Source organism: Mycobacterium simiae, assembly GCF_008370645.1.
Classification (GTDB): domain Bacteria; phylum Actinomycetota; class Actinomycetes; order Mycobacteriales; family Mycobacteriaceae; genus Mycobacterium; species Mycobacterium simiae_A.
Map to the genome: position 1 here is coordinate 78,864 of NZ_VTZN01000001.1, position 24,314 is coordinate 103,177.

Here is a 24,314-nt window from a genome sequence, read left to right on the forward strand (position 1 = left end):
CGGTCGGACCGACACCGGGGTGTAGTGCGCTACCGTCGAGGTCGTGACCAAGCCGGCGACGCAGCGACCACGGCTGCCCAGCGTCGGCCGGCTCGGACTGGTCGACCCGCATGCCTGCGCTCGGCTGGCACAGCTGGGTTGGACAGCAGCGGATGACCAGGCCCATGTAGACCTGCTGTGGTCGCTGTCGCGTGCGCCGGATGCCGACGCTGCGTTGCGAGTGCTGGTACGGCTGGCTGAAAACCCCGACACTGGGTGGGACGAGCTCAACGCCGCCCTGCTCAGCGATCGCAGCCTGCGTGGGCGGCTGTTAGCGGTGCTGGGTTCGTCGCTGGCACTGGGGGACCATTTAGTCGCGCGTCCCCAGTCCTGGAAGCCGCTGCGCGGCAAGCTGTTACTGCCATGTCGCGATGAGATGCAGCGATCGTTCATTACGTGTGCCGAGGAATTCTCAGGCGGGTTGGGCACGGTCGGGCACGAGCTGCGTGCCCTCTACCGCGACCACCTGCTGATGCTGGCCGCACTCGACCTGGCGGCTACCGTCGAGGATGAGCCGGTGCTGCCTTTCACCGTGGTGGCTGCCCAGCTGGCCGACACCGCAGACGCGGCCCTGGCAGCAGCGTTGCGGGTCGCCGAGAAGACGGTGTGCGGCAATGGGACCGTGCCACGTCTGGCGGTTATCGCGATGGGCAAATGCGGTGCCCGCGAACTGAATTACGTCAGCGACGTCGACATCATCTTCGTTGGCGAGCATGCTGATCCGGTGACCACCCGCGTCGCCGGCGAAATGATGCGGGTGGCGTCGTCGGCATTCTTCGAGGTGGACGCCGGGCTACGGCCGGAGGGTCGCAGCGGGGAGCTGGTCCGCACGGTCGAATCGCATATCGCCTACTACCAGCGCTGGGCCAAGACCTGGGAGTTTCAGGCGCTGCTGAAAGCCCGCGTATCAGCCGGCGACGCTGAACTCGGCCAGCGCTACCTGGACGCATTGCGGCCGATGGTGTGGACCGCCTGCGAGCGCGCGGATTTCGTGGTCGAGGTGCAGGCCATGCGCCGCCGAGTAGAGCAATTGGTCCCAGCCGATATCCGCGGCCGGGAGCTCAAACTTGGCAGTGGCGGACTGCGCGACGTGGAGTTCGCCGCGCAGCTGCTGCAGCTCGTGCACGGTCGCAGCGACGAGTCACTGCATGTCGCTTCCACCGTCGACGCGCTGGCGGCGTTGGGTCAAGGCGGCTACATCGGGCGCGACGATGCGGCCAACTTGATCGCCTCCTACGAATTCCTGCGGTTGCTCGAGCATCGACTGCAGCTGCAGCGGCTCAAGCGCACCCACTTGCTGCCGCCGGCCGACGACGACGAGGGAGTGCGCTGGCTGGCGCGGGCGGCCCATATTCGACCCGACGGGCGACACGACGCCGCGGGAGTGCTGCGCGCGGAGCTTAAGCACCAGAACGTGCGGGTTTCCCGGTTGCACGCCAAACTCTTCTATCAGCCGCTGTTGGAATCGATCGGCCCGGCTGGGCTGGAGATCGCCGGCCGCGGCATGACGTCGGAGGCCGCCGAGCGGCAGCTGGCGGCGCTGGGCTACGAGGGCCCGCAAACGGCGTTAAAGCACATGTCGGCCCTGGTCAACCAAAGTGGCCGCCGCGGTCGCGTGCAGTCGGTGCTGTTGCCGCGGCTGCTGGACTGGCTGTCGTATGCCCCGGATCCCGACCGCGGCCTGTTGGCGTACCGGCGACTCAGCGAGGCGCTGGCCACCCAAAGCTGGTACCTGGCGACGCTGCGCGACAAGCCGACCGTGGGCAAGCGGCTGATGCATGTGCTGGGCACTTCGGCGTATGTACCGGATCTGTTGATGCGCGCGCCCGAGGTGATTCAGAGCTACACCGACAACCCGACCGGGCCCAAGCTGCTGGAGACCGAGCCCGCCGCGGTGGCCCGCGCACTGATCGCCTCGGCCGGGCGCTATGCCGACCCGGTACGTGCCATCGCCGCCGCCCGCACCCTGCGCCGCAGGGAGCTGGCCCGCATCGGTTCGGCGGACCTGCTGGGCATGCTCGCGGTCACCGCCGTGTGTCATGCGCTGACCTCGGTATGGGTAGCGGTGCTGCAGTCCGCGCTGGAGGCGACTATCCGGGCCAACCTGCCCGACAACGGCCCCGCCCCAGCGGCCGTTGCCGTCATCGGCATGGGCAGACTGGGCGGTTCGGAGCTGGGCTACGGGTCCGATGCCGATGTGATGTTCGTGTGCGAGCCGGCCAGCGGTTTCAGTGACGCGCAGGCCGTCAAATGGTCGACGTCGGTTGCCGAACAGGTGCGGACGCACTTGGGCACACCCAGCGTCGACCCACCGCTGCTGGTCGACGCCAACCTGCGCCCTGAGGGTCGCAACGGCCCGCTGGTTCGCACGCTGGCCTCCTATGAGGCCTACTACGCGCAGTGGGCGCAGCCGTGGGAGATCCAGGCGCTATTGCGGGCCCACTCGGTGGCCGGCGACGCGGAGTTGGGCCGGCGGTTCCTGCTGATGGCGGACAAGACGCGCTATCCGCCGGACGGCGTGTCCGCCGAGGCGGTGCGGGAGATCCGGCGGATCAAGGTGCGCATCGAGTCCGAGCGGCTACCCCGCGGGGCCGACCCCAACACGCACACCAAACTGGGTCGCGGCGGGCTGACCGACATCGAATGGACCGTGCAGCTGCTGCAGCTGCAGCATGCTCACGAGATCCCGGCTCTACACAACACATCGACATTGCAGTCCTTAGACGCGATAACCGCCGCCGGGCTCGTTCCCGAAGATGAGGTGAACCTGCTGCGACAGGCGTGGCTGACCGCCACCCGGGCCCGCAACGCGTTGGTGCTGGTCCGGGGCAAGCCCACCGATCAGCTGCCCGGGCCCGGACGCCAGCTCAATGCGGTTGCGGTGGCCGCCGGCTGGCACAGCGAGGACGGCGGCGAGTTCCTGGACAACTATCTGCGGGTGACGCGGCGAGCAAAAGCGGTGGTGCGCAAGGTATTCGGGAGTTGAGCAGGGGAGGGTGGAGTTGGACGCCGCGTTCGAGGTGTTGAGCGAAGCGGAGCACGATCGCGTTACTGCGACGTATGTGCCGTTGACCGAGGCCGTTCGGGCCCTCATTGACGCCACGATCCGGACCCAGGCCGACGACGCGGTCATCGAGCAGGCCCGTGCCGCGGTCGATGCCGTGACGCGATCATTGCGCAGTCAGCGAATCCGCCCATCCGGTGTCAGTTACCGCATCGATGGTCGTCTGGTGCCGGTGGCCAACGCAGCCGTCGGTCAGTGCAATCCGATCGCTCCGCCGTTGGTTGTCCACCACGAAGCTGGGGGGCGGTGTTGGAGCCAATTCGTGCTGGGCGCGGCCTATGAGGGTCCGCCCGGTCTGACCCACGGCGGTGTGTGTGCCCTGGTGCTGGACCACATGCTGGGCGAGGCGGCCAGCCAGGGGCTGACCCAGCCGCTGTACACCGGCACCATCACGGTGAAGTATCTGCGTGGCACGCCGCTGGGGCCGCTTCGTTGCCAAGCCTGGGTGAACCACACCGAAGGTATCAAAGCCTTTGCGCGCGGGTTCATTTCCGACAGTACGGGCGTCACCGTGGAGGCCGAAGGGGTCTTCATCAAACCGACATGGGCACGAGCAGCCGAATGAAGTTCTACATCAGCAGCGCCTTCCTGAAAACAGCGGAGATCATCGAGATTGCAAAGGCCGCCGACGACTTGGGCTACGACGGCATCGGGACCCGGTATCCATACACCAAAGACGGGCAGCGCCGCTGACCGCCGTTCACCGACTGGCCCGATCCCTGGGTTCTCGTCGGCGCGCTTGCGCAGGTCACCCGACGGCTGAAGTTCGTCACCACTGTGTGCGTTCCCGCCCTGCGGAATCCCTACTCGGCAGCGAAAGCCATTGGCACCGCGGCGTTCTTGGCATCTGGGCGGGTGGGGCTGGGCGTCGGGGGCGGCTGGTGCGCACAGGAGTTCACCTTGATGGGTGAGCAGTCTGCAGCCCCGTTGAACTGGAACCCCAGGATCATAAGTCAGTTTTTCTGGCTGTGCCGGCAGCAATGGCAGGTTGCTGACCGCGGTATCGCTTGATGTTCGGGTGCGCAGAGGCTCTGCGGACATGGATGGCCGAGGATGTCACGAAGCCATACGCGGCCTTTTCGACGCTAGCGGGGTCTGCTCGGAGACCAGCGCTGCCCAACTCCCGGTGACCCGGTTACACCCCGGCCGGCGCCAGACTGCAAATTGCCGGTAAAGCAACATGACTCGCGAAAATGCTCAACTTGGTCATTAGCACAGACCGCTGGGAACCCCACGGGAGGGTGTGGTTTCTTGGGTAGGCATGGCTTGTGGGTAGGGGACCCGGTAGGGAATTCCGGCATTCGCACTCCCGATTACGCCGTTCGGGATGCATTGCGGCAGTTTTGCCAACGCGCCGACCGCAGTGCCGCCGAAATTGGGTACCGTTGGGTTTGGTGGGACTGCGAAGTTGAAGGTCGAGGTTAGGTCACCGGTGACGCTTCTGCGCCAAGCGGTGAGGTTGGGAACCGGCACCCCAAACCTGGTTTCGATCAATCGAAGTTGTGAGGTGTGGTCGAACGTGTCATGCGCCATCAGGCCACCGCGGCTGTACGGGGAAATGACAATGCAGGGGACGCGAAAACCCAACCCGATCGGACCGCGAATGCCTCCGGACCCCGCCACTTTGTTGATGTCTGGGACCGTAATGTACTCGCCGGGAGTGCCTGGCGGCGCTGTGGGCGGCGTAACGTGATCGAAGAAACCGCCGTTTTCGTCATAGGAGACGATCAGCGCGGTCTTTTCCCATACACCCTGATTGGACAGCAAGATCCTGAGGATACTGATAATAGCGTTGGCGCCTACTGCCGGTGGGAATGCGGGGTGTTCAGACGCAAGGAAATTGGGGATCACCCATGAAACCTTTGGCAGCCTGTTGGCGGCAACATCGGCAGCAAAATCTAAGGGGTAGGTCGGGGCTATGCCGTAGCGTGCGAGATCCGATCTAGGATTGGCTGCCTGTTTGAAGTCTTGAATAATCGTGTCGAAGGCGATGCTCGCCCCTAACGGCCCCAAGGTCTTGTTGCGATACATCTTCCAGCTAATGCCGGCATCGCTGAGGTTCTCTGGCATGATTCGCCAGCTGAATTTCTGAGTCTGGACCGTGGTCGGCATAACCACCTGCGGACCACCGTGGGTTCCATCAGGGTCGATCGTAGCTCCCACCCAGTACAGCCGGTTGGGTAGGGTCGGCCCAAGCAATGAACCAAAATAGTGATCGCATACCGTGAATGCGTCGACTAGCAAGTAATGAACCGGCAGATCTTTTCGTGTGTAATAACCCATTACCGTAGGAGTGTTGCCGACGGAGCGAGTCTTGGCCTGAGCCGGCAACCAGTTGTCGTTGGCGCCGCCATTCCAGGACTCCTGCATTGCGATCCAACTATGATCCGGATCGTTGACGCACTCACCTCCGACCAGGGGGCTTCTGGTGGTGTCAAAGCGGTAGGGCAACGTAACGCCAGCCGGGTCGAGTGCCTGGGTCCTAGGGTTCCAGCCTCGTTGGGCAAATAATGGCGACGGGGTGTTGAATCCCTCGGTGCCGGACAGCGTGCCGAAGTAGTGATCAAATGACCGGTTCTCTTGCATGAATAACACGATGTGCTCGATGTCGCTGAGATGGCCGGAACACGGCCCCGCTCCGTAAGCCTTTTCGATGACCGGACCTGCCAGCGACATCAACGTGGCGGCGCTTCCGGCGGCTGCCGTGGCCAGGAAATCGCGGCGCGAGATACCGTCGCCGCGCCGTGTATGTGTATTGCGCACTCGTGCCCCTTTTCTGCCGGGCAGTCCATCGTGTATGCAGCTGAACGTAATCTAGGCAATGCGACTGGCCGCGAATTGACTCGCCGCTCTGCAAAATATCCGTGAACGATGCGCCGACCGGCACGGACGCCGGGTCGGAACAGGACTACGGGTAGGGCTATCCACAGGCTCGGTGCGGTGTCGGTTGATGCGTCGTTCACTTGAGCTAGCGCGGTGACTCCCAGCCCTCTCGTGGGCGACACGGCTCGACCTTGACCCGACGATCCGCGCCGCCCGATCCTGCTCGCCGCCAGCGACAACCGGTCACTAATGACCGCCCACGACGCCCGCGCGTTTTTGGCGCTGCTGGTGATCGGCGTGCCCGAGGACCAGGCCAAAACCTAAATCGAGTCGTTCTTTGGCCACATCAAGGGTGAATGGCCACACCTGGATACCATCACCGAGCCGTCGCTACTGGACGCCGAACTCGCCAGAGTCCGAACGGAATACAGTTCCGTAAGGCTACCTGACGCGATCGGCTAGGTAACTCCCGACGACGAACACGCCGGCCGCGGCGAAGCTATCCGGCCAGCCCGCCGCGACGGACTTGAACGCACCCTCGACTACCATCGATAACAGCACCAACCCCACCGAGGAGATGCCGTGATTTGGGCAATTTCTCACGCCATCTCTTCGGTTAAGTCAGAAGCGCCTCAGTTGACACCAAGAATCCGCACCAAAACCTGACTTTACTTCGGGCTCGAATTAAACGTCGTAATACAGTGCGAACTCGTACGGGTGCGGCCGAACGTTGACCGGCTCAATCTCGTTCTCGCGCTTGAAGCTGATCCACGTCTCGATCAAGTCAGGTGTGAAAACGCCGCCCTCGGTGAGGTATTCGTGGTCCGCCTCCAGCCGGTCGATCACCGCGGACAGCTGAGTGGGCGCCTGCGGGATGTTCGCGGCCTCCTCCGGAGGCAGCTCGTAGAGGTCCTTGTCGACCGGCGCCTGCGGCTCGATCTTGTTCTTGATCCCGTCCAGGCCCGCCATCAGCATGGCCGAGAACGCCAGGTAGGGGTTACCCGACGAGTCGGGGCACCGGAACTCCAGCCGCTTGGCCTTCGGGTTGCTGCCGGTAATGGGAATGCGAACGCATGCGCTCCGGTTGCGCTGGCTGTAAACCAGGTTGATCGGCGCCTCGTAGCCCGGCACCAACCGCTTGTAGGAGTTCACCGTCGGGTTGGTGAACGCCAACAGCGACGGCGCATGGTGCAGCAGACCGCCGATGTAGTGGCGGGCAGTGTCCGACAGACCGGCGTAGCCGGTTTCGTCGTACATCAGTGGGCTGCCGTCTTTCCACAGCGACTGGTGGGTGTGCATGCCGGAGCCGTTGTCGCCGAACAGCGGCTTGGGCATGAACGTGACGGTCTTGCCGGCCTGCCATGCGGTGTTCTTAACGATGTACTTGTACAGCTGCAAGTCGTCAGCCGCGTGCAGCAGCGTGTTGAACTTGTAGTTGATCTCGGCCTGGCCGCCAGTGCCCACCTCGTGGTGACCTTTTTCCAAGCTGAAGCCGGCATCGATCAGATTGCGCAGCATCGTGTCGCGCAGGTCGACATAGTGGTCGACCGGCGCCACCGGGAAGTAGCCGCCCTTGGGCCGAACCTTGTAGCCGCGGTTGGGGCTGCCGTCGGTCTCGTTGGCCGCGCCGGTGTTCCACCACCCTGCGATCGCATCCACCTCGTAGAACGAGCCGTTGGTGCGCGAGTCGAAGCTCACCGAGTCGAAGATGTAGAACTCGGCTTCGGCGCCGAAGTAGGCGGTGTCGGCGATGCCGGTGCTGATCAAGTAGTTCTCGGCCTTGCGAGCGATGTTGCGCGGGTCGCGCGAGTAAGGCTCGAGGGTGAACGGGTCATGCACGAAGAAGTTGAGGTTCAGTGTCTTCGCGGCGCGGAACGCGTCGATGCGCGCGGTAGCCGGGTCAGGAAGCAGCAGCATGTCTGATTCGTGGATGGACTGGAATCCGCGAATCGAGGAGCCGTCAAAGGCCAAGCCGTCTTCGAACACGCTCTCGTCGAAGAAGGAAGCTGGAATTGTGAAGTGCTGCATCGTTCCGGGCAGGTCACAAAACCGGACGTCGACAAATTCGACGCCCTCATCCTTGACAAGTTGGAAGACGTCGTCGGGCGTCTTATCCGTCACAGAGTGCTCCTTTACTAGTTTCGCGGCCGACGCTAGGGAGGTGTTATTGCCCGCCAGTCAACCCGGTGTTGCGCAGTGGTTACATGACCACAAGGCCCGCCAACAGTCCCCGGTTTCTACCGAGCCCTATTGTTGGGCCATGGCCCGCAAAATCGTAACTGGTCCGTTGATGACGCGATCCGGGCCGCCCCACTGCCAGCCCCGCCGCAATCGGAGCGAGCCGATCGAACCATGCCGATGACGTCGCAATCACCTGCCGGGTATCCCGGTAAGGCGCTCGGTTTCCCGCGGGCCGGCCCGGGTTCACTGGCGCCGACGGGACGCCGCCTGGCTGCGCTGTGCCTGGACTGGCTGCTGTCCTACGGACTCGCGCTGCTGGGTTTGGGGGTCGGCGCCTGGTCTCACACCACGTTGTCGACGGCGGTGCTGGTGATCTGGTTGCTGTTGGGTGTGGTGGCGGTGCGCCTTTTTGGATTCACACCGGGCCAGCTGCTACTGGGCCTGGTGGTAGTGGCGGCCGACGGCCGGCCGCCGGTAGGTGTTGGCCGGCTGTTGGCTCGAGGGATGCTGCTTGCGCTGGTGGTTCCGGCGCTGTTCACCGACACCGACGGTCGGGGTTTGCATGACCGGCTGACCGGTACGGCGGTGGTGCGCCGCTGATACTGATGTGCGACTACTTGCGGCGTACCGTGCGCTGCACGCCGCGCATCTTGCCTGCGTTGGGCAACGGCCCCTTCGGCAGGGTGCCGCTACCGGCCCGTGAACCTAGCGCCGCCAGCCGCGACTCCAACGAGTCCATCTGCTTGACCGTGATGTTGGCCGGAAGCCGGGTGAGGTGGCGCTCCAACTTGGCCAGCGGAATCTCGCCGTCGCCGTTGCCCACGACGATGTCGTAGATCGGTACGTCGCCGACGAGTCGAGCGGTGCGTTTCTTCTCCTGCACGAGTAATGGTTTCACGCGGCCCGCCGAGCCCTCGCCGACCAGGATGACACCAGGCCTGCCGAGCACCCGATGCACGGCGTCGAAATGACCGGTGGCAGCCACGCCGGGCGTCACTCGCCACTTGCCGCGCAGGTTGTCTAGCACCCAGGCCGCCGCACCGGTTTGGCCTTCGGCTTGGCGGTAAATACTGCGCTGGGCGCGGCGGCCGAAGATGATGAACGCTACCAGCGCACCCAACAGCACGCCGAACGGAATCAACGCGACCATGGTGAGCCCGCCGGCCGACACACCAACCGCCACTGCGATACCCACGACCAGCACAAAAGCGCCGATCATGTACGGCAGCAGACGTTTGTCCTCCTTGCGCTGAATGTTGAACGCCTGCCACAGCTGAGTGCGGCGCTGCCGAGCCGCCGCCTTACGGGCGGCGCTGGCCGCAGCTTTGGCGGCCCTGGTTTCGGCGGCATTGCGGGGTTTGGCCATAGTCATCAAGAATACTTACGCGGCTGTTACCGGGAGGTCGAGGCACCGGAGGCCTGGTGGGTCCGGGCCTGCGCGTAGAGCCGGCCCGCCCGGTAGGACGAACGCACCAGCGGCCCGGCTAACACCCCGGCGAAGCCCACTTCTTCGGCGTACTGCGCATGCTCGACAAATTCGTCGGGCAGGACCCAGCGCTCGACCGGGTGGTGGCGCGCCGACGGTCGCAGATACTGGGTGATGGTGACAATGTCGCAGCCGGCGCTGCGCAGCTCCACCAAGGCGGTACGGACTTCTTCAGGGGTTTCGCCCAGGCCGAGGATGAGGTTGCTCTTGGTGACCAGGCCGACGGCGCGTGCGGCGGTGAGCACCCCCAAGCTGCGTTGGTAGCTGAACGCGGGCCTGATCCGTTTGAAGATGCGCGGCACGGTTTCGACGTTATGCGCCAACACTTCCGGGCGTGACTCGAAAACTTCGGCAAGCCGGCCCGGCTCGCCGTTGAAGTCGGGGATCAGCAGTTCCACGCCGGTCTGCGGGTTGAGTTCTTTGATCGCGCGCACGGTTTGCGCATACAGCCAGGCCCCGCCGTCGGGCAGGTCATCTCGGGCCACGCCCGTGACGGTGGCGTAGCGCAGCCCCATAGTGTGCACACTCTGGGCGACCCGGCGCGGCTCGTCGCGGTCCAGCGTCGCCGGTTTTCCGGTGTCGATCTGGCAGAAATCGCAGCGGCGGGTGCATTGGTCGCCGCCGATCAGGAAGGTCGCCTCCCTGTCCTCCCAGCATTCGAAGATGTTGGGGCAGCCGGCTTCTTCACAGACGGTGTGCAGACCCTCGCGACGCACCAGGTTCTTCAGCTGGGTGTACTCCGGCCCCATGCGGGCGCGGATACGGATCCACGGTGGCTTGCGCTCGATCGGGGTCTGGGCATTGCGCACCTCCAGGCGCAGCAAGCGCCGGCCTTCGGGTGCGACAGTCACATCGCAGATGCTACGCCCGCGACGTGATGACCCGCCTGGCGGCGACGCCTGCCGGAACGGCGGCTTGTGAAGCCGGGCCCCTGGGCACCGACCGGCAGGACACCATCTAGGGCGTCGCAGACGGCGTCGGCTACGGCCGATCGGACCTCGTCGACAGCTACCTTGCGATCGAGCTCGGCCGACAACGACGTCACGTCGGCGTCGCTGATGCCGCACGGCACGATGGTGCTGAATGCGCGCAAGTCGCAGTCGCAGTTGAGCGCAAAACCGTGCTGAGTTGTCGCACGCGACACCCGGACCCCGATGGCGGCCACCTTGCGCGCCGGGCGCCCAGCATCGGCTGCCAGCCACACCCCGGACCGGCCGTCGACGCGGCCGGTGTCCAGGCCCAGATCGCCGCACACCTTGATCAACGATTCCTCAAGGCGCCGAACGTAGTTGATCACGTCGAGCGGTTCGGCCAACCCGATGATGGGATAACCAACCAACTGGCCGGGGCCGTGCCAGGTGATCTTGCCGCCGCGGTCGGTGTCGACAACGGGGGTGCCATCTAGCGGACGTTCGTGTGGTTGGGTGCGTCGCCCGGCAGTGTAGACAGCCGGGTGCTCTAGGAGGAGCAGTGTGTCCGGTCCGCCGGCGACTCGGGCGTCGGCCAGTTCCCGCTGCAGCTGCCAAGCGGTTAGGTAATCGATCATCCCGAGCTGACGGACGTCGACGGCGGCCACACCGGACCGGATAGAACCAGCCACGAAAACGAGGGTACCTGTGAACGCAAGCGTGTTCGCGCGTCGCGCTGACGCGACGCGCGCGATAACCCGCGGTTTATTAGCGGCGAAATGCGCTTTGCCGAGATAGTGTGCCTGCAATGAGCTTCATCGAATCTGTTGCCCGCGTTGGCATGGCGATCGACGGCCTGGGTGTCGCGGTGATCATTGTGGGCGCTGTGGTCGCCATTGTGCTCTTCTTGTGCCGCGCGCCACGCAACGCCGCCCACGCTTACCGAGAATTTCGGGTACAGCTCGGCCGCTCGATTTTGGTCGGCTTAGAGCTCTTGGTGGCCGGCGACATCATCAAGACGATTGCCCTGAAACCCAACGCCCAGAGTGTCGCCGCGCTGGCCGGCATTGTCGCAATCCGAACCTTCTTGAGCTTCTCGCTCACCGTGGAGATGACCGGGCGCTGGCCCTGGCAGGAAGACAAGCGGACGGATCCGGCGCCGGCCGCTGCCACGCCGAGCGTCGCTGGCGCGTAGCTATGCGAGGGGCCGGCCAGGCGGGCGCCGATATGGCCTGGTACCCGGCGGCGGACGGATGCCGCGGCCGGGTGGATCCGATCTATCACGACCTTGGTCCCGAATGGCTTCGGGCGTTGGCCCAACCATCCCGTTCGAGCTCGTCGAGGAGTTTCATGTTCGTCTTCGTGAGTGATCGCCGTCCGGACGGCGGTGGAGCGCTGCCCGTGAGCAGGATGGCGCCTACTGACCGCCGCCGGCCAGCAGCTTGTGGCAGTCGACCGAACGCATCTCCATCATGAGTGCCAGGTTCTGCTGGGGGTCAACGGGCGCGTCGATAAGGTGCACCCCGCCGGTCGCCGCGGCCTCATCGAGTATCGCGCGAAACTTGGCCGGGTCGTCCAGTCGGTGGCCGGTCGCTCCATAGCTTTGGGCGTACGTGACGAGATCCGGATTGGCGAAGTCCACGCCGTACCTTTGGTAGCCGTCAACCATTTGCTTGAGCGCGATCATGGCCAGGCTGCTGTCGTTGAACACCACGATGATCAAATCGAGCCCGAGGCGGACCGCCGTTTCCAGCTCTTGGTTGTTCATGGCGAAGCCGCCGTCGCCGGTAAGCACGACGACCTTGCGCTCGGGGTACACCAGCTTGGCGGCGATGGCGGCCGGCAGGCTGATCCCCATCGATCCCAGCGCGTGATCGATCAGCATGGTGTTGGGTTGGCGGGCGTTGAAGTTGCGGGAGGCCCACAACATGTGAATGCCGTTATCGAGCGAGAGGATGTCCTCGCCCCCCATAAACTCACGCAGGGTGGCGATCAGATATCCCTGCCGGGCCGGCGACGAGGTGTCGGTAGCTGAGCGCTTAATGCTGTCCTGCATCGCTTTTCCGAGGCTGCGAAAGCCCTCGTGGTCCCAGGCCGGATTTCGGTCGAGTTGCGCGGTCAGCCGGCGCAGCGCGTCGGCCATGTCGCCGACCACCTGTGCTTGCGGAAAGTAGGAGTTATCGCCTTGGGCGGCAAAGGGATTCAGGTGAATGACAGTTCGCCCGTCATCGGGCTGCATGAACAGGGACGGCTTCTCCATAACGTCATGGCCGACGTTGAGCATTACGTCGGCTGCCTGGATGGCGCAGTTCGGATAATCGCCGGGCATGATCGTACAACCGAGATAGTTCGGATCGTTCTCATTGGCCACGCCTTTGCCCATCATGGTTACCACGAAGGGAATCTGGGTCTTGTCGATCAGCAATCGCACCGCCGCCGCAACATCGGGCCGGTTGGCGCGCGTGCCACCGCCCACCATGATCAGCGGCCGGCTCGCGTTCTGAATCAGCTTGGCCGCGGTCTCGATGCTGTCCTGGGTGGCCACCGGAATATCGCCGTGCCGGCACGGAACCAGCGGGCCCAGCTCGGTCTCGCGGGCCACGTCGTCGGGCAGTTCCAGATGCGCGGGTCCCTGACGCCCGCCCAACGCCGACATCATCGCCTGCCGCAGCAGCGACCCGGCCATGTGCCCGGAGGGGATCTTGGCCGCAAACTTGGTGATGGGGCGCATGACGTCGACCACGTCGACTAGTTGGTATTGCCCCATACGGTTGTCGCGCACCGCTTTTTGACCGGTAATGACCAGCATCGGCATCGCCGCCAGATAGGCGTGGGCGACCGGGGTGGTCAGGTTCATCGCCCCGGCGCCCAGAGTCGACATGGCAACCGCGAGTTTGCCGGTCAGGCGGCCGTAGGCCGCGGCCGCGAAACCCGCGGCCTGTTCGTGGCGGAACAGGACGAACGTGATCCGCCCGTCCTTGCGAAGCGCCTCCATGAAATGCAGGTTCTCATCGCCCGGGATGCCGAACACATACTCGACGCCTTCGGCGGCGAGCGCCTCGACGATCTGCTCGCTGGTGTTCGACGGTGCCATTACAGTTCACCGCTTCCCTGGCTAAGGACCGTCTGCGGATCTTCGGATTTCAGGCTTTGCTTCATCTGGTCCATCTTGTTCATCACCTGGCGCGCCTTGGTCAAAATCATCTCGGCCTCGGCGCCGGGAATCACCACGGCCGTCGAACCTTTGGCGAAGACAACGTCGCCCGGCACCACCGTGACACCGCCGATCGCCACCGGGACGTCGGCCAGGTAGGGCTGGATCTCATTGCCGCCGGCACGTACCGTCTCGCCATGGCAGTACGTCGCGAAGTCGTAGGTGTCCAGTTCCTCAAAGTCGCGCAGCATGCCGTCGGCGAGAATGCCCGCCATGCCGAGATTCTGGACGCGGCTGAGCTTGGTGCCGCCACCGAGCGAAGTCTTATGGTGCCCATTTGACGCCATCACCAAGACGGCGCCGTTGGCGTCGTGCTGGGCGACCGCGCGATAGATCGCCGGGCCGAGACTGTGTTTCTCCGGATCCATCAGGTCCTTGCGCACCGGCAGAAAGGAAATGGTCACCGCTGGGCCGATGAGCACCCGGGTGGGATCGGGGCTCCGCAGCTCGATGATGTGGGCACGGTGTTGATGGGTCAGCATCATCGCGTCCACGACGTCGGCGACGCCGAGACCGGCTACGAGTTCGGTGAGTTGCATGACTTTCTGGTTTCCCTTCCGTTAGCGTTCATCGTCGGTGGTACCGGGCAGCAAGCGAAGCAACAGGCTGACCGCCGGGATCATCCGCGCCATCGCGTTCGGCGTCAGGCTTTCCAGCGCTGCTTTAGTCTCCGTCGTGGTAACGGGGGCGGGCAGGCCGGTATCTGCTTGCGCCGCGCTGGCGGCGAACCCGCGTCCTGCCAGATCACATTGACAAAACCCATCCCGAGTGAGTGGCGTATGTCGGCGCATGAATCCGCGATCTCTAAAGCGGCCTCGGGCAACGGTAATACTGGGAACCGGATTTCCGGACGACCGCATGACGGTGGCTTTCAGGCTGAATCCACTGCTCGGTCAGTTGGGCATGTTATCGCGCATGTACTTGATCGCGAGCTCCATGGCTGCTTCCTTAACTTTGCCGCGGGCCATCATTACTGCGTTGTGCTCGGCGATGTTGATGGTGTATGGGTTCTCCCGCAACAGCTTTGCCGCAAAGAGCAGGTTGAGTGCGGCCAGCTCGGCGTTGCGGCGCACGTACGGCGACAGCTCGCCGCCCGACTCAATGTAGCTAGGTCCGGGTCCCGCGTCGCCCACCCAGTAGACGTCGGTGTTGGGTGGCACGGTCGCGCCGAAGTGCAGAAGGTTGCCGAACGTGTTGGCCACGCAGTCGTGACTGCCGTCCTCGTTGCCGGTGACCACGATGCCTGCCACTGATCCGTAAAGCGGGAACTGCCCAGTACGTTCGCACATCACCGTCTTGGTACTGCCGTCGAGCCGCTCGATGACTCGCTGCATCACAGATGAGCGCACACCCATCCAGATCGGCATTGCGGGCACGAAAATGTTGCAGCGCTTGACCTTCTCCAGAATCATTGGCCACTCGTCGCCCTCGCCCTCGTCGTTCATCACCCCGGGCTTAATGTTGTAGTCGACAACCCGGACAATTTCGGTTTCGATGTCCGGCTCGTGAGCCTTGAGGCGCTCGATAAGCAGGTTGGAGAGCGCCTCGGTGTTCGATACTGCAGGTCCCTTCTTCAGGGTGCAGTTGAGAAAGAGCGCGTAGAGCGGCCCTTCCTTTTTCAGGTCGTGGAATATCGAGGTCGCCACGCGTTTCTCCATTTGTTGACCGGTTGGTGGATTGTCGACGAGCACCGCAAGCGAAGAGTACACGAATGGTGGCGCAATGGAAGGGATTACGTCGAAGCCGCAACGGGTGGCAGTTCACACCTGGTCGCGGCGGGCAGTAGCGTAGCCGAGCGCCTCCCCAATTGTGTTGTGGTGGAACTGGAAACCAGCTTGTTCGAGGGAAGCCGGGATGGCGCGCTGGCCGGAGAGCAGCGCTTCGTCGGCGAACTCACCGAGCGCTGCGCGTACTGCAAAACCGGGCAACATCAACGGGGTCGGCCGGTTCAGCGCGCGGCCCAATGCGGTGGTGAACTCCGCATTGGTCACCGGCGCCGGGCCAGTCATGTTCACCGGGCCGGACAACGTGGGGTGCGCGATGGCGAAGAGCAGCGCCCGCACCTCGTCCTCAAGGCTGACCCAGGACATGTACTGCCGGCCGCTACCCAGCCGAGCGCCAAGACCTACCGAGAATGCCGGGCGCATCGGGCGCAGCGCACCTCCCGCCGGGGCCAGCACCAACCCGGTGCGGGCCAGCACCACACGTGCGCCGCTGTATTGGGCCGGCAATGTGGCGGCTTCCCAATCCACGCACAGCTGGGCCAGAAAACCCGCCCCCGCCGAGTCCTCTTCGTCGACGACGCGGTCCCTGGTGTTTCCGTAATAGCCCACCGCGCTGGCGTTAACCAGCGTGCCGACTCCGGCCTCGGCGACGGCGGCCGACAGCACCTCGGTGGGCGCGATCCGGCTGTCGCGCAGGCTCTGCTTGAAGGCCCCCGACCACCGACGCCGCCCGATGTTGATTCCGCACAGGTTTACCACGACGTCGACGTCGGTTAGTGCGTTGGAATCGAACTCGCCGCTCTCCGGATTCCAATGCACTTCCTCAGAATTCGCCGGGGTCCGACGCACGATACGACGCACCGGATGGTCGGCGGCGCGTAGCGCAGCAGCCAGCGCCGAGCCGATCAAGCCAGACGAGCCCGCTATCGCGATAACCGTCTTGGCCACGTTCTCATAATCCTAGGTCGGCCTCGAACGCTCCCTCTTCGAGACGATGCCTCACGGTGGTGAGGAAACGTCCCGCATCGGCGCCGTCGATGAGGCGATGGTCGTAAGTGAGCGGCAAGTAGCACACCGAGCGGACGCCGATCGATTCGTTGCCAACCGAGTCGACGATCACCCTGGGCCGCTTGACGATTGCCCCGGTACCCAACATGGCAGCTTGCGGCGGAACCAGTATCGGGGTATCGAACAGGGCGCCCTGGCTGCCGATGTTGGTGATGGTGAAGGTACCGCCCGACAACTCGTCGGGTTTCAAGTTGCCCGACCGAGCGCGGGCCGCGATATCGGCAATCGCGCGGGCCAGCCCGGCTAGTGACAGGTCACCGGCATTGTGGATAACGGGAGAGAGCAAGCCCTGTTCAGTATCGACAGCGAACCCCAGATGCTCGGCGTCGTAGTAGGTAATCTCCTTGGTCTCCTCGTTGTAGCTGGCATTGATGTTGGGATGGATTTTGAGGGCGTCGATGGCTGCTCGGGCGAAGAACGGCAGGAAGGTCAGGTTCACCCCTTCCCGCTCGGCGAAGGCCGCCTTGGCCCGGGCCCGCAGGGCCACGATCTTAGTCACGTCCACTTCATGCGTCTGGGTGAGCTGCGCGGTCAGCTGCAGGGACTCGCGGGTCTTTTTGGCCGTGATTTGGCGGATCCGGCTGGCCTTTTGCGTGGTGCCGCGCAGATGTGCCAGCTCGGGTGCGGCAGCGGCGGCCACGGGGGCCTTCGGGGCGGCTGTCGGTGCCGCGGCCGGGGCCGCCTGGGTAGCCGGCGCCTTTTGCGCTTCGTGCCTCTGGCGCGCTGCTGCTAGCACGTCCTGCTTGCGGATCCGACCGCCGACGCCCGTACCGGTTACCTCCGCAAGGTCGATGTTGTTCTCGGAGGCTAGTTTTCGCACCAACGGTGTCACGTATGGCGTACCGTCGGCTGCGCCTGCCGGCGCAGCCGCCGCCGGGGCCGCTGCAGGTTCTTCTTTCGGCGCGGGCGCAGCCGCGGGCGCCGGCTTGGCCTCGGGTTGCGGTGGGTGAGCCGGCTTGGCGGCGCCTTCGGGTTGTGGTCGGGACGTGGGCTGGGGGTGCGGCTCCGGCGTGGGCTCGGGGGTCGGCTTGGATGGCGCCGCGCTAGCTGGGGAGCTGGAGCCGATCCGCGCCAACTCGCCGCCCACCTGAACGACATCGTCTTCCTCGGCAGTGATGCTGACTAAGACGCCGGCGACTGGTGACGGGATCTCGGTGTCGACCTTGTCGGTAGAGACTTCCACCAACGGCTCGTCGACCTGAACCGAATCGCCGACCTTCTTCAGCCAGCGAGTTACTGTGCCCTCGGTCACCGATTCACCGAGTTCGGGCATCAGCACCGGCGTCGCATCGCCGCTGGGACCGGGTCGGCCCGCGGGTTGGGACTGGGTTTCAGGTTGCGGCTCCGGCTCGGCCTCCGGCTCCGGTTCGGCCGGCGCTTGCGGCTCCGGTTGGGCTGGCGCGCTGTCTGGGCCGCCTGCCGCGCCGTCCGAGGTCTCCGAGGATTCGCCGATGAGCGCCAGTTCGCCGCCGACCTCGACGGTGTCGTCCTCCTGGGCGATGATCTTGGTCAGCACGCCCGCGGCCGGCGACGGGATCTCGGTGTCGACCTTGTCGGTCGATACCTCGACGAGGGGTTCGTCGATCTCGACCGTGTCGCCTTCTTGCTTGAGCCATCGAGTGACGGTTCCCTCGGTGACGCTCTCACCGAGTGCCGGCATCTGGACTGAGAAGGCCATCTCTGTTGACTCCTCGATCGGTCGTCGGTCGGCGCGGGCCGACCTCTGGCTTACCACACAGTCGTGCACCGGGTGCGGAACCCAAGTAGATGTCCAGACCCATCCTGTCACTGCCGCCTGGTCGGCCTACATTCAGGGCACGGCGACTTCGGGCGCCGGCACTGTCGGCGGCCCTTGCTACGGTGTGGCGATTAACAGGCAGGAGCTCTGATGCCGGCAACAAAACAGGCACCCCAGCGGTTCGTCGACAGCGCGGGCGGTGTTCGCATCGCGGTGTACGAAGAAGGCCAGCCCGGCGGTTCGCCAGTCGTCCTGGTGCACGGCTTTCCGGACTCGCACGTGCTGTGGGACGGCGTGGTTCCGCTGCTGGCGCAGCGGTTCCGAATCATCCGCTACGACAACCGCGGTGTCGGCCTGTCCGCGGCGCCCAAGCCCGTCTCGGCCTACACCATGGCGTGCTTCGCCGACGACTTGGCCGCCGTCATCGACCAGCTGAGCCCTGGTCAGCCGGTCCATGTGCTGGGCCATGATTGGGGCTCGGTGGGCATCTGGGAGTACCTGACCCGGCCCGGTGCCGCCGACCGGGTCGCCTCATTCACGTCGGTGTCGGGTCCGAGCCAGGATCACTTGGCCAGCTACATCGTGGGTGGGCTGCGCCGGCCCTGGCGGCCGCGAACCTTCATCCGCGCGCTCACCCAAGCGCTGCGGTTGAGCTACATGGCGATGTTCTCGGTGCCGGTGGTGGCGCCACTGTTGCTGCGGGCCGCGTTGTCGAGTGCGGCAATTCGGCGCAACCTGGTCGACAACATTCCGGCGCACCAGATCCACCACTCGGACAACCTGGCCAGCGACGCCGCCAACTCGGTGAAAACCTATCCGGCCAACTACTTTCGGGCTTTCGCTAGGATGCGACGCGGTCGCAGCATCCCGGTCATCGAGGTGCCGGTGCAGCTCATCGTCAACACCCAAGACCGCTACGTGCGCCCCTACGGGTATGACGAGACGGGACGCTGGGTGGCGCGCCTGTGGCGGCGCGACATCAAAGCCGGTCACTTTTCTCCGATGTCGCACCCACAGGTGATGGCGGCCGCGGTGCACGACATCGCCGACCTGGTCGAAGGCAAGCCGCCCAGTCGCGCACTGTTGCGGGCCCAAGTTGGTCGTCCGCGCGAGAACTTCGGTGACACATTGGTGTCGGTCACCGGCGCCGGTAGCGGAATCGGCCGGGAGACCGCACTTGCCTTCGCCCGGGAGGGCGCTGAGGTCGTGATCAGTGATATTGACGAGGCCACGGTCAAAGACACGGCCGCCGAGGTCGTGGCCCGCGGCGGCGTCGCCTATTCTTACCTGCTCGACGTGTCTGACGCCGAGGCGGTTGAGGCGTTTGCCGAGCAGGTTTGCGCAGAGCACGGCGTTCCCGACATTGTCGTCAACAACGCCGGTATCGGTCAGGCCGGGCGGTTCCTGGACACCCCGGCCGAACAATTCGATCGGGTGCTAGCTGTCAATCTTGGCGGTGTCGTCAACGGTTGCCGGGCTTTTGGCCGGCGTTTGGTGGAGCGCGGCACCGGCGGCCACATCGTCAATGTGTCGTCCATGGCCGCCTATGCGCCGCTGCAGTCGCTGAGCGCGTATTGCACCTCGAAGGCGGCCACGTACATGTTCTCCGACTGCTTGCGTGCCGAACTCGACGCCGCCGGCGTTGGTTTGACCACAATCTGTCCCGGCGTCATCGACACCAACATCATTGCGGCCACCCGCTTCGACGCGCCGGTAGGACACGGCGAGGACCAGGTCGACGGCCGGCGAAGCCAGCTCGACAAGTTGTTCGCGCTACGCCGCTACGGACCGGACAAGGTAGCTAACACCATCGTGTCCGCGGTCAAGAAGGGCAAACCGATCCGCCCGGTGGCTCCGGAGGCCTACGCGCTCTACGGCATCTCCCGGGTGCTGCCCCAGGCCTTGCGCAGTACGGCGCGGATGCGGGTCATCTGATTCCCGGTCCGCCGGTGGCGGCGCTTTCGGTTCGCCGCATCAGCAGCGCACCGACTAGCCCGACGACCCCGAGGACCACCAGCGGTATGGTCCAGCTGCGCCGACTCGATACCGCCGACTCGCATTGAGCCACGAAGTCGGTATGCGGGATGACCTGGTTGAGGATGGGTATGTTGGCGCCATTCTTGTCGTTGGCGTTTCGCGCTGAGGACAGGTCAGCGCCAATCCCGTTCCCGCAGGAAACCGAGGCGCCGTCGCTGTTCGAGACCGTCACGGGCACCAACAGCCCTATCACTCCGGCCACCAGAAGCGCGGCGCTCACCGCGATGATCAACCGTCGCACAGTCACAATCCGGCCTTTCAGGAGAGCAGACTTGGTGCCCTGGTTTAGCCGCTGGGTCCGTCGGCTAAACCGGGCGAGCTGTCCGGCTAGTCCTGGGAGTAATCGCGGCGGCTGTGGGTATTCCTGGGATCGCTCTCGGCACGAAAGGAATCTCAATGACAGCAACCGAAAAACTGACCGCGAGCCGGGAGGTGACGACGTCGAGCCAAACCGTGTGGGACGTGCTGGCCAATGGGTGGACCTACGCTCAGTGGGTGGTCGGCAACAGCCGGACTCGGGCGGTCGACTCGCACTGGCCCGAACCGGGTTCGGTGATCCGCCACTCGATCGGGGTCTGGCCGCTAGTGATCAACGACCAAACCATGGTGGCAGGCTGGGTTCCTGGTCGGGAACTGGTGCTGCGCGCCGGGCTTGGACGGCTGGGCGCGGCACGCATAACGATGCGGGTCACCGATAGTCCGCAAGGGTGCCGAGTCGACATGATTGAGATGCCGGTCGAGGGGCCGGTTGGCTTGATCCCCAATCGCCTGGCGCTGGCGGCCATCTACCCCCGCAACCGGGAATGCCTACTGCGGCTGGCGGCTCTGGCGGAACGCCTACAGCCGAGTAACGTCAAATAGCATGGTCGAGACGGTCGACGCCGTCGTGATCGGAGCCGGTCACCACGGGCTGGTCGCCGCGTCGATCATGGCCGACGCCGGATGGGATGTGTGGGTGCTGGAAGCCCAGCCCCACCCCGGTGGCGCGGTACGCAGCGCCGAACTCACGCCGGGATACATTACCGACCTGTTCAGCTCGTTCTACCCGATGACCGCGGCCTCTCCCGCGATGGCAGCGCTGCAATTGGAAGATCATGGGTTGCAGTGGTCTCATGCGCCCACGGTGCTGGCTCACCCGCGTGGCGCGGCCGATGACGACCCGCCCGCGCTTTATCGCGACCCGGCGCGCACCGCCGCGGAGTTCGAACGTCGAGAGCGAGTCGACGGTGAGAATTGGTGGCGGGTGGTGCGACTCTGGGAACAGATCAAATCACCCCTCTTGGATGCGATTTTTGCACCCTTTCCGCCGACGCGTCCGCTGCTGCGATTACTGCTCAAGCTGGGCACCGCCGACGCACTTCGGTTGGCGCGCCTTCTCATACAGCCCGCCAACACGATGGTGGAGCAGCTGTTCGCCGGTGCGGCACCGCGAGTGTTGTTGCTGGGCAACGCGATGCACGCCGACATTGCACCCGACGCCCCGGGCAGCGGCGCGATGGGCTTTTTGCTGACCATGCTTGGCCAAGACTGCGGCTGGCCGGTGCCGGTAGGCGGTGCGGGTCAACTGACCGCAGCTCTGGTGAATCGCGCGTGTTCGGCCGGGGCGCGAATCGAGGTCAACCAGAACGTATCCCGTATTCAAGTGCACGGTGGCCGGGCCGTTGCGGCGACCACCGCCGAAGGGCGAACAATCCGCGCGCGCCGCGCCATCGTGGCTGATGTGACTGCGCCGCAACTGTTTTGCCAGATGCTGCCGGCCGACGCGGTGCCGGATGGCCTGCATCGCGAGCTGGAGCACTACGTCTGGGATCCACCGGTGGTGAAGGTCAACTATACCCTGGACGGATCCATTCCCTGGCGATCGGCGAGCCTGCGAGAGGCGGGAACGGTCCATCTCGGGGCCGACGGGGATGGCTTGGTTCGATGGATGGCAGACCTCAACACCGGTGTGGTACCCGAGCATCCGTTCCTGCTGCTCGGCCAAACCACCACCGCGGATCCGACCCGGTCACCGCCGGGTACCGAAAGTGTATGGGCGTACACGCATCTGCCCCGAAACGTCGCCGACGATGCTGCCGCGGAGCAGCTCGCCCAGTCGGTGGACTCCGTAATCGAAGAGCATGCTCCGGGGTTTGGTTCTCGAGTGATTGACCGGTTCTTGCAACGGCCGTCGGACCTGGAAGCCAGCGACGCCAATCTGTATCGGGGCGCGGTCAACGGCGGAACCGCACAACTGCAGCAGATGCTGATCTTCCGTCCGGCGCCGGGACTGGGACGGGCCGAAACGCCGGTCGAGCGACTGTACTTGGGCAGCGCCTCGGCGACTCCAGGTGGCTCGGTGCACGGCGCCTGCGGGCGCAACGCCGCCCACGCCGCACTAGCCGCCGACGGGTGGACCGGCTGGCCACGACGCAAGGTGAGCCGCGCAGTCATCTCCCTGCTGACCAAGTAGTCAGCCGTCGGTCACCCACTCCTAGCCGTGTTGGACAATGTCCTCGAGCACCGCGAACATGGTGCGGGTCGGGACGCCGGTGGCTCCCTTGGGCGTGTAGCCCCAGGCGCTGCCAGTGTTGTACGCCGGGCCGGCCACGTCGATGTGGGCCCAGTTCACCGAATCAGCGACGAACTCCCGCAGAAACACACCGGCCACCAGCATGCCGGCGAAGCGCTGGCCACTCACATTGGCCAGGTCGGCCACCGTGGACTTCAGGTCCTCTTTGAGGTCATCCGGCAGCGGCATGGGCCATCCATTTTCGCCCACCTGCTGCGAGATCGCAGCAACGCGGTCGCGGAACTCGTCGCTGCCCATGACCCCGGGGATGCGACTGCCCAACGCGACCGTCTGCGCACCGGTCAGCGTCGATGCCTCGATCAGATAATCCGGATTGTCCTCGCACGCGCGAACAAGGGCGTCTGCCAGGATGAGCCGACCCTCCGCGTCGGTGTTAAGCACCTCGACCGTGGTGCCGCCGTACTGGGTCAGCACATCGCCCGGACGCTGCGCCGTAGCCGACGGCATGTTCTCAGCGATCGGAACCGTGGCAATCACGTCAATCGGGAGCTGCAGTTGCGCAGCCAGCGCGACGGTCGCAATGACCGCTGCGGCCCCACCCATGTCCGACGTCATGTGGTGCATCGACGCGGCCGGCTTGATCGAAATTCCGCCGGTGTCAAAGGTAATTCCTTTACCGACCAACGCGACCTTCTTGGCGCGCTGGGGATTCTTGGCCAGCCGCGAGCCGCGATGGATCAACCGCACCAGTCGTGGCGGTCGACCGGAGCCCTGGCCGACGCCGATCACACCGCCGTAGCCGGCCTTCCGCAGCGCTTTCTCGTCGAGCACCTCAACTTCGAGTCCGGCGGATTCGCCTAAAACCTCTGCGCGCTTGGCCAATTCAGCGGGGTACAGGTGGTTCGGCGGGGTGTTGACCAAGTCGCGGGCGGTGGCGACCGCGGTGGCGAGCGCCGCACCGCGCGCGCTGCGCTTCTTGGCGTCCTTAGCGGTGGCCAGCACGGTGATTTTCCGCAGCCCGGCGTCCTTGGGTGCCGTCTTAGAGCTCCGGTAGGCGCTGAACCGGTAGCCGCCTAAAATCAGCCCCTCGACGACGGCCGAGCAGACGTCGTCGCCGGGCAGCTCGGCCAGCGTGGTGATCACCGCCTGCGCCGTGCCCAGCGACCGCGCTGCCGCCCCGGCGGCGCGGCGGATCGTGTCCCCCGGCCACCGCGACCGTGGCTTACCCAGGCCAACCGTCAGCACGCTGGCCACCGGCAGCGACGACACCACCAGCCGGTGCAGTTGATCGCTGCTACCTGTCGCGTCCAGTGCGCGCAGCCCAGCCTCGATTTCGGCGACCGCGTCGGTGGTCAGGAACGGTTCGGCGGCGGCGACGAGCGCCCCCGGTGCGCCGTCGTCACCGGTCGAGACGACCGGCACAATCAGTACCGAGGAACCGGCGGCGCGCTTGGGCAGTGCGGCGGCAACGCCGACAGAAGGGCTTTGGTAACCCAGGTGGGTGGTCACGGGCACTCACC

Annotated in this window: 20 protein-coding genes and 1 pseudogene; 8 read left to right on the forward strand and 13 right to left on the reverse strand. The window is 65.0% G+C overall.

Annotation, left to right across the window (positions count from 1 at the left end; genetic code table 11):
* Positions 1 to 43 precede the first annotated feature (43 nt).
* From F0Q45_RS00410 to F0Q45_RS00420, 3 genes and pseudogenes are all read left to right on the forward strand, one after another.
* Positions 44 to 3,025 carry a bifunctional [glutamine synthetase] adenylyltransferase/[glutamine synthetase]-adenylyl-L-tyrosine phosphorylase gene (locus F0Q45_RS00410; RefSeq protein WP_149652004.1) on the forward strand — a complete coding sequence of 994 codons (2,982 nt, stop codon included), beginning with the start codon at positions 44 to 46 and terminating at the stop codon, positions 3,023 to 3,025.
* Between the two features lie 16 nt (positions 3,026 to 3,041).
* Positions 3,042 to 3,668 carry a PaaI family thioesterase gene (locus F0Q45_RS00415; RefSeq protein ID WP_149652064.1) on the forward strand — a complete coding sequence of 209 codons (627 nt, stop codon included), beginning with the start codon at positions 3,042 to 3,044 and terminating at the stop codon, positions 3,666 to 3,668.
* Positions 3,665 to 4,027 (forward strand): annotated as a pseudogene (locus tag F0Q45_RS00420) (LLM class flavin-dependent oxidoreductase); the annotation flags it as partial. The gene F0Q45_RS00415 and the pseudogene F0Q45_RS00420, both read left to right, overlap by 4 nt.
* A 285-nt stretch (positions 4,028 to 4,312) precedes the next feature.
* Here F0Q45_RS00420 and F0Q45_RS00425 read toward each other — a convergent pair.
* From F0Q45_RS00425 to glnA, 3 genes are all read right to left on the reverse strand, one after another.
* Complete coding sequence (locus F0Q45_RS00425) at positions 4,313 to 5,779, reverse strand: phospholipase C (protein ID WP_188112730.1); 1,467 nt, start codon at positions 5,777 to 5,779, stop codon at positions 4,313 to 4,315.
* Positions 5,780 to 6,367: 588 nt separating this feature from the next.
* Positions 6,368 to 6,529, reverse strand: coding sequence for a hypothetical protein (locus tag F0Q45_RS27440; protein WP_188112728.1), 162 nt, complete (start codon positions 6,527 to 6,529; stop codon positions 6,368 to 6,370).
* A gap of 81 nt (positions 6,530 to 6,610) precedes the next feature.
* The gene (gene glnA, locus F0Q45_RS00430; protein ID WP_149652005.1) at positions 6,611 to 8,047 is read right to left on the reverse strand and encodes a type I glutamate--ammonia ligase; all 1,437 of its coding nucleotides are present in this window, start codon (positions 8,045 to 8,047) and stop codon (positions 6,611 to 6,613) included.
* A gap of 237 nt (positions 8,048 to 8,284) precedes the next feature.
* Here glnA and F0Q45_RS00435 point away from each other — a divergent pair, with 237 nt between their 5' ends.
* Positions 8,285 to 8,707 carry an RDD family protein gene (locus tag F0Q45_RS00435; protein ID WP_149652006.1) on the forward strand — a complete coding sequence of 141 codons (423 nt, stop codon included), beginning with the start codon at positions 8,285 to 8,287 and terminating at the stop codon, positions 8,705 to 8,707.
* A 13-nt stretch (positions 8,708 to 8,720) separates the two neighbouring features.
* On the opposite strand, the gene F0Q45_RS00440 is transcribed toward F0Q45_RS00435, so the two are convergent.
* Genes F0Q45_RS00440 through lipB form a run of 3 tightly spaced genes read right to left on the reverse strand, consistent with a single transcriptional unit; the run spans position 8,721 to position 11,193 of the window.
* Complete coding sequence (locus tag F0Q45_RS00440; RefSeq protein ID WP_149652007.1) at positions 8,721 to 9,473, reverse strand: DUF4191 domain-containing protein; 753 nt, start codon at positions 9,471 to 9,473, stop codon at positions 8,721 to 8,723.
* 26 nt (positions 9,474 to 9,499) lie between these two features.
* Positions 9,500 to 10,444: a lipoyl synthase gene (lipA, locus tag F0Q45_RS00445; RefSeq protein ID WP_149652008.1), complete on the reverse strand. Its 945-nt coding sequence runs from the start codon at positions 10,442 to 10,444 to the stop codon at positions 9,500 to 9,502.
* Positions 10,441 to 11,193, reverse strand: a complete 753-nt coding sequence (gene lipB / locus F0Q45_RS00450; protein ID WP_149652009.1) for a lipoyl(octanoyl) transferase LipB — start codon at positions 11,191 to 11,193, stop codon at positions 10,441 to 10,443. Before lipB ends, lipA begins: the two co-directional genes overlap by 4 nt.
* A gap of 116 nt (positions 11,194 to 11,309) precedes the next feature.
* Here lipB and F0Q45_RS00455 point away from each other — a divergent pair, with 116 nt between their 5' ends.
* Positions 11,310 to 11,696: a DUF1622 domain-containing protein gene (locus F0Q45_RS00455; RefSeq protein WP_149652010.1), complete on the forward strand. Its 387-nt coding sequence runs from the start codon at positions 11,310 to 11,312 to the stop codon at positions 11,694 to 11,696.
* Between the two features lie 222 nt (positions 11,697 to 11,918).
* Here the strand turns inward: F0Q45_RS00455 and F0Q45_RS00460 are convergent, their stop codons facing one another.
* The 5 genes from F0Q45_RS00460 to sucB all read right to left on the reverse strand — a co-directional run bounded on the left by F0Q45_RS00460 (position 11,919) and on the right by sucB (position 18,185).
* Entirely contained in the window at positions 11,919 to 13,595 is a 1,677-nt protein-coding gene (locus F0Q45_RS00460; RefSeq protein WP_149652011.1) for an acetolactate synthase large subunit, read from the reverse strand.
* Positions 13,595 to 14,254 (reverse strand): RraA family protein, encoded by a 660-nt coding sequence (locus F0Q45_RS00465; protein ID WP_149652012.1) that lies wholly within the window; start codon positions 14,252 to 14,254, stop codon positions 13,595 to 13,597. Before F0Q45_RS00465 ends, F0Q45_RS00460 begins: the two co-directional genes overlap by 1 nt.
* Positions 14,255 to 14,608: 354 nt before the next feature.
* Positions 14,609 to 15,361: a flavodoxin family protein gene (locus tag F0Q45_RS00470; RefSeq protein WP_149652013.1), complete on the reverse strand. Its 753-nt coding sequence runs from the start codon at positions 15,359 to 15,361 to the stop codon at positions 14,609 to 14,611.
* A 114-nt stretch (positions 15,362 to 15,475) separates the two neighbouring features.
* A complete protein-coding gene (locus F0Q45_RS00475) occupies positions 15,476 to 16,387 on the reverse strand; it encodes a TIGR01777 family oxidoreductase (RefSeq protein ID WP_149652014.1) in 912 nt (303 codons plus the stop codon).
* Between the two features lie 4 nt (positions 16,388 to 16,391).
* A complete protein-coding gene (gene sucB, locus F0Q45_RS00480; protein WP_149652015.1) occupies positions 16,392 to 18,185 on the reverse strand; it encodes a 2-oxoglutarate dehydrogenase, E2 component, dihydrolipoamide succinyltransferase in 1,794 nt (597 codons plus the stop codon).
* A gap of 210 nt (positions 18,186 to 18,395) precedes the next feature.
* Between sucB and F0Q45_RS00485 the strand changes: the two genes are divergently transcribed.
* Positions 18,396 to 20,180, forward strand: a complete 1,785-nt coding sequence (locus F0Q45_RS00485; RefSeq protein WP_149652016.1) for an SDR family oxidoreductase — start codon at positions 18,396 to 18,398, stop codon at positions 20,178 to 20,180.
* On the opposite strand, the gene F0Q45_RS00490 is transcribed toward F0Q45_RS00485, so the two are convergent.
* Positions 20,173 to 20,529, reverse strand: a complete 357-nt coding sequence (locus F0Q45_RS00490) for an aminopeptidase (protein WP_149652017.1) — start codon at positions 20,527 to 20,529, stop codon at positions 20,173 to 20,175. The genes F0Q45_RS00485 and F0Q45_RS00490 overlap by 8 nt on opposite strands.
* Positions 20,530 to 20,678: 149 nt before the next feature.
* Here F0Q45_RS00490 and F0Q45_RS00495 point away from each other — a divergent pair, with 149 nt between their 5' ends.
* Both F0Q45_RS00495 and F0Q45_RS00500 read left to right on the forward strand, forming a co-directional pair.
* Entirely contained in the window at positions 20,679 to 21,143 is a 465-nt protein-coding gene (locus F0Q45_RS00495) for an SRPBCC family protein (protein WP_149652018.1), read from the forward strand.
* A 1-nt stretch (position 21,144) separates the two neighbouring features.
* On the forward strand, positions 21,145 to 22,734 hold the full coding sequence (locus F0Q45_RS00500) for a phytoene desaturase family protein (protein ID WP_149652019.1): 1,590 nt from the start codon (positions 21,145 to 21,147) through the stop codon (positions 22,732 to 22,734).
* 21 nt (positions 22,735 to 22,755) lie between these two features.
* On the opposite strand, the gene F0Q45_RS00505 is transcribed toward F0Q45_RS00500, so the two are convergent.
* Positions 22,756 to 24,303 carry a leucyl aminopeptidase gene (locus F0Q45_RS00505; RefSeq protein WP_149652020.1) on the reverse strand — a complete coding sequence of 516 codons (1,548 nt, stop codon included), beginning with the start codon at positions 24,301 to 24,303 and terminating at the stop codon, positions 22,756 to 22,758.
* Between the last annotated feature and the right edge of the window lie 11 nt (positions 24,304 to 24,314).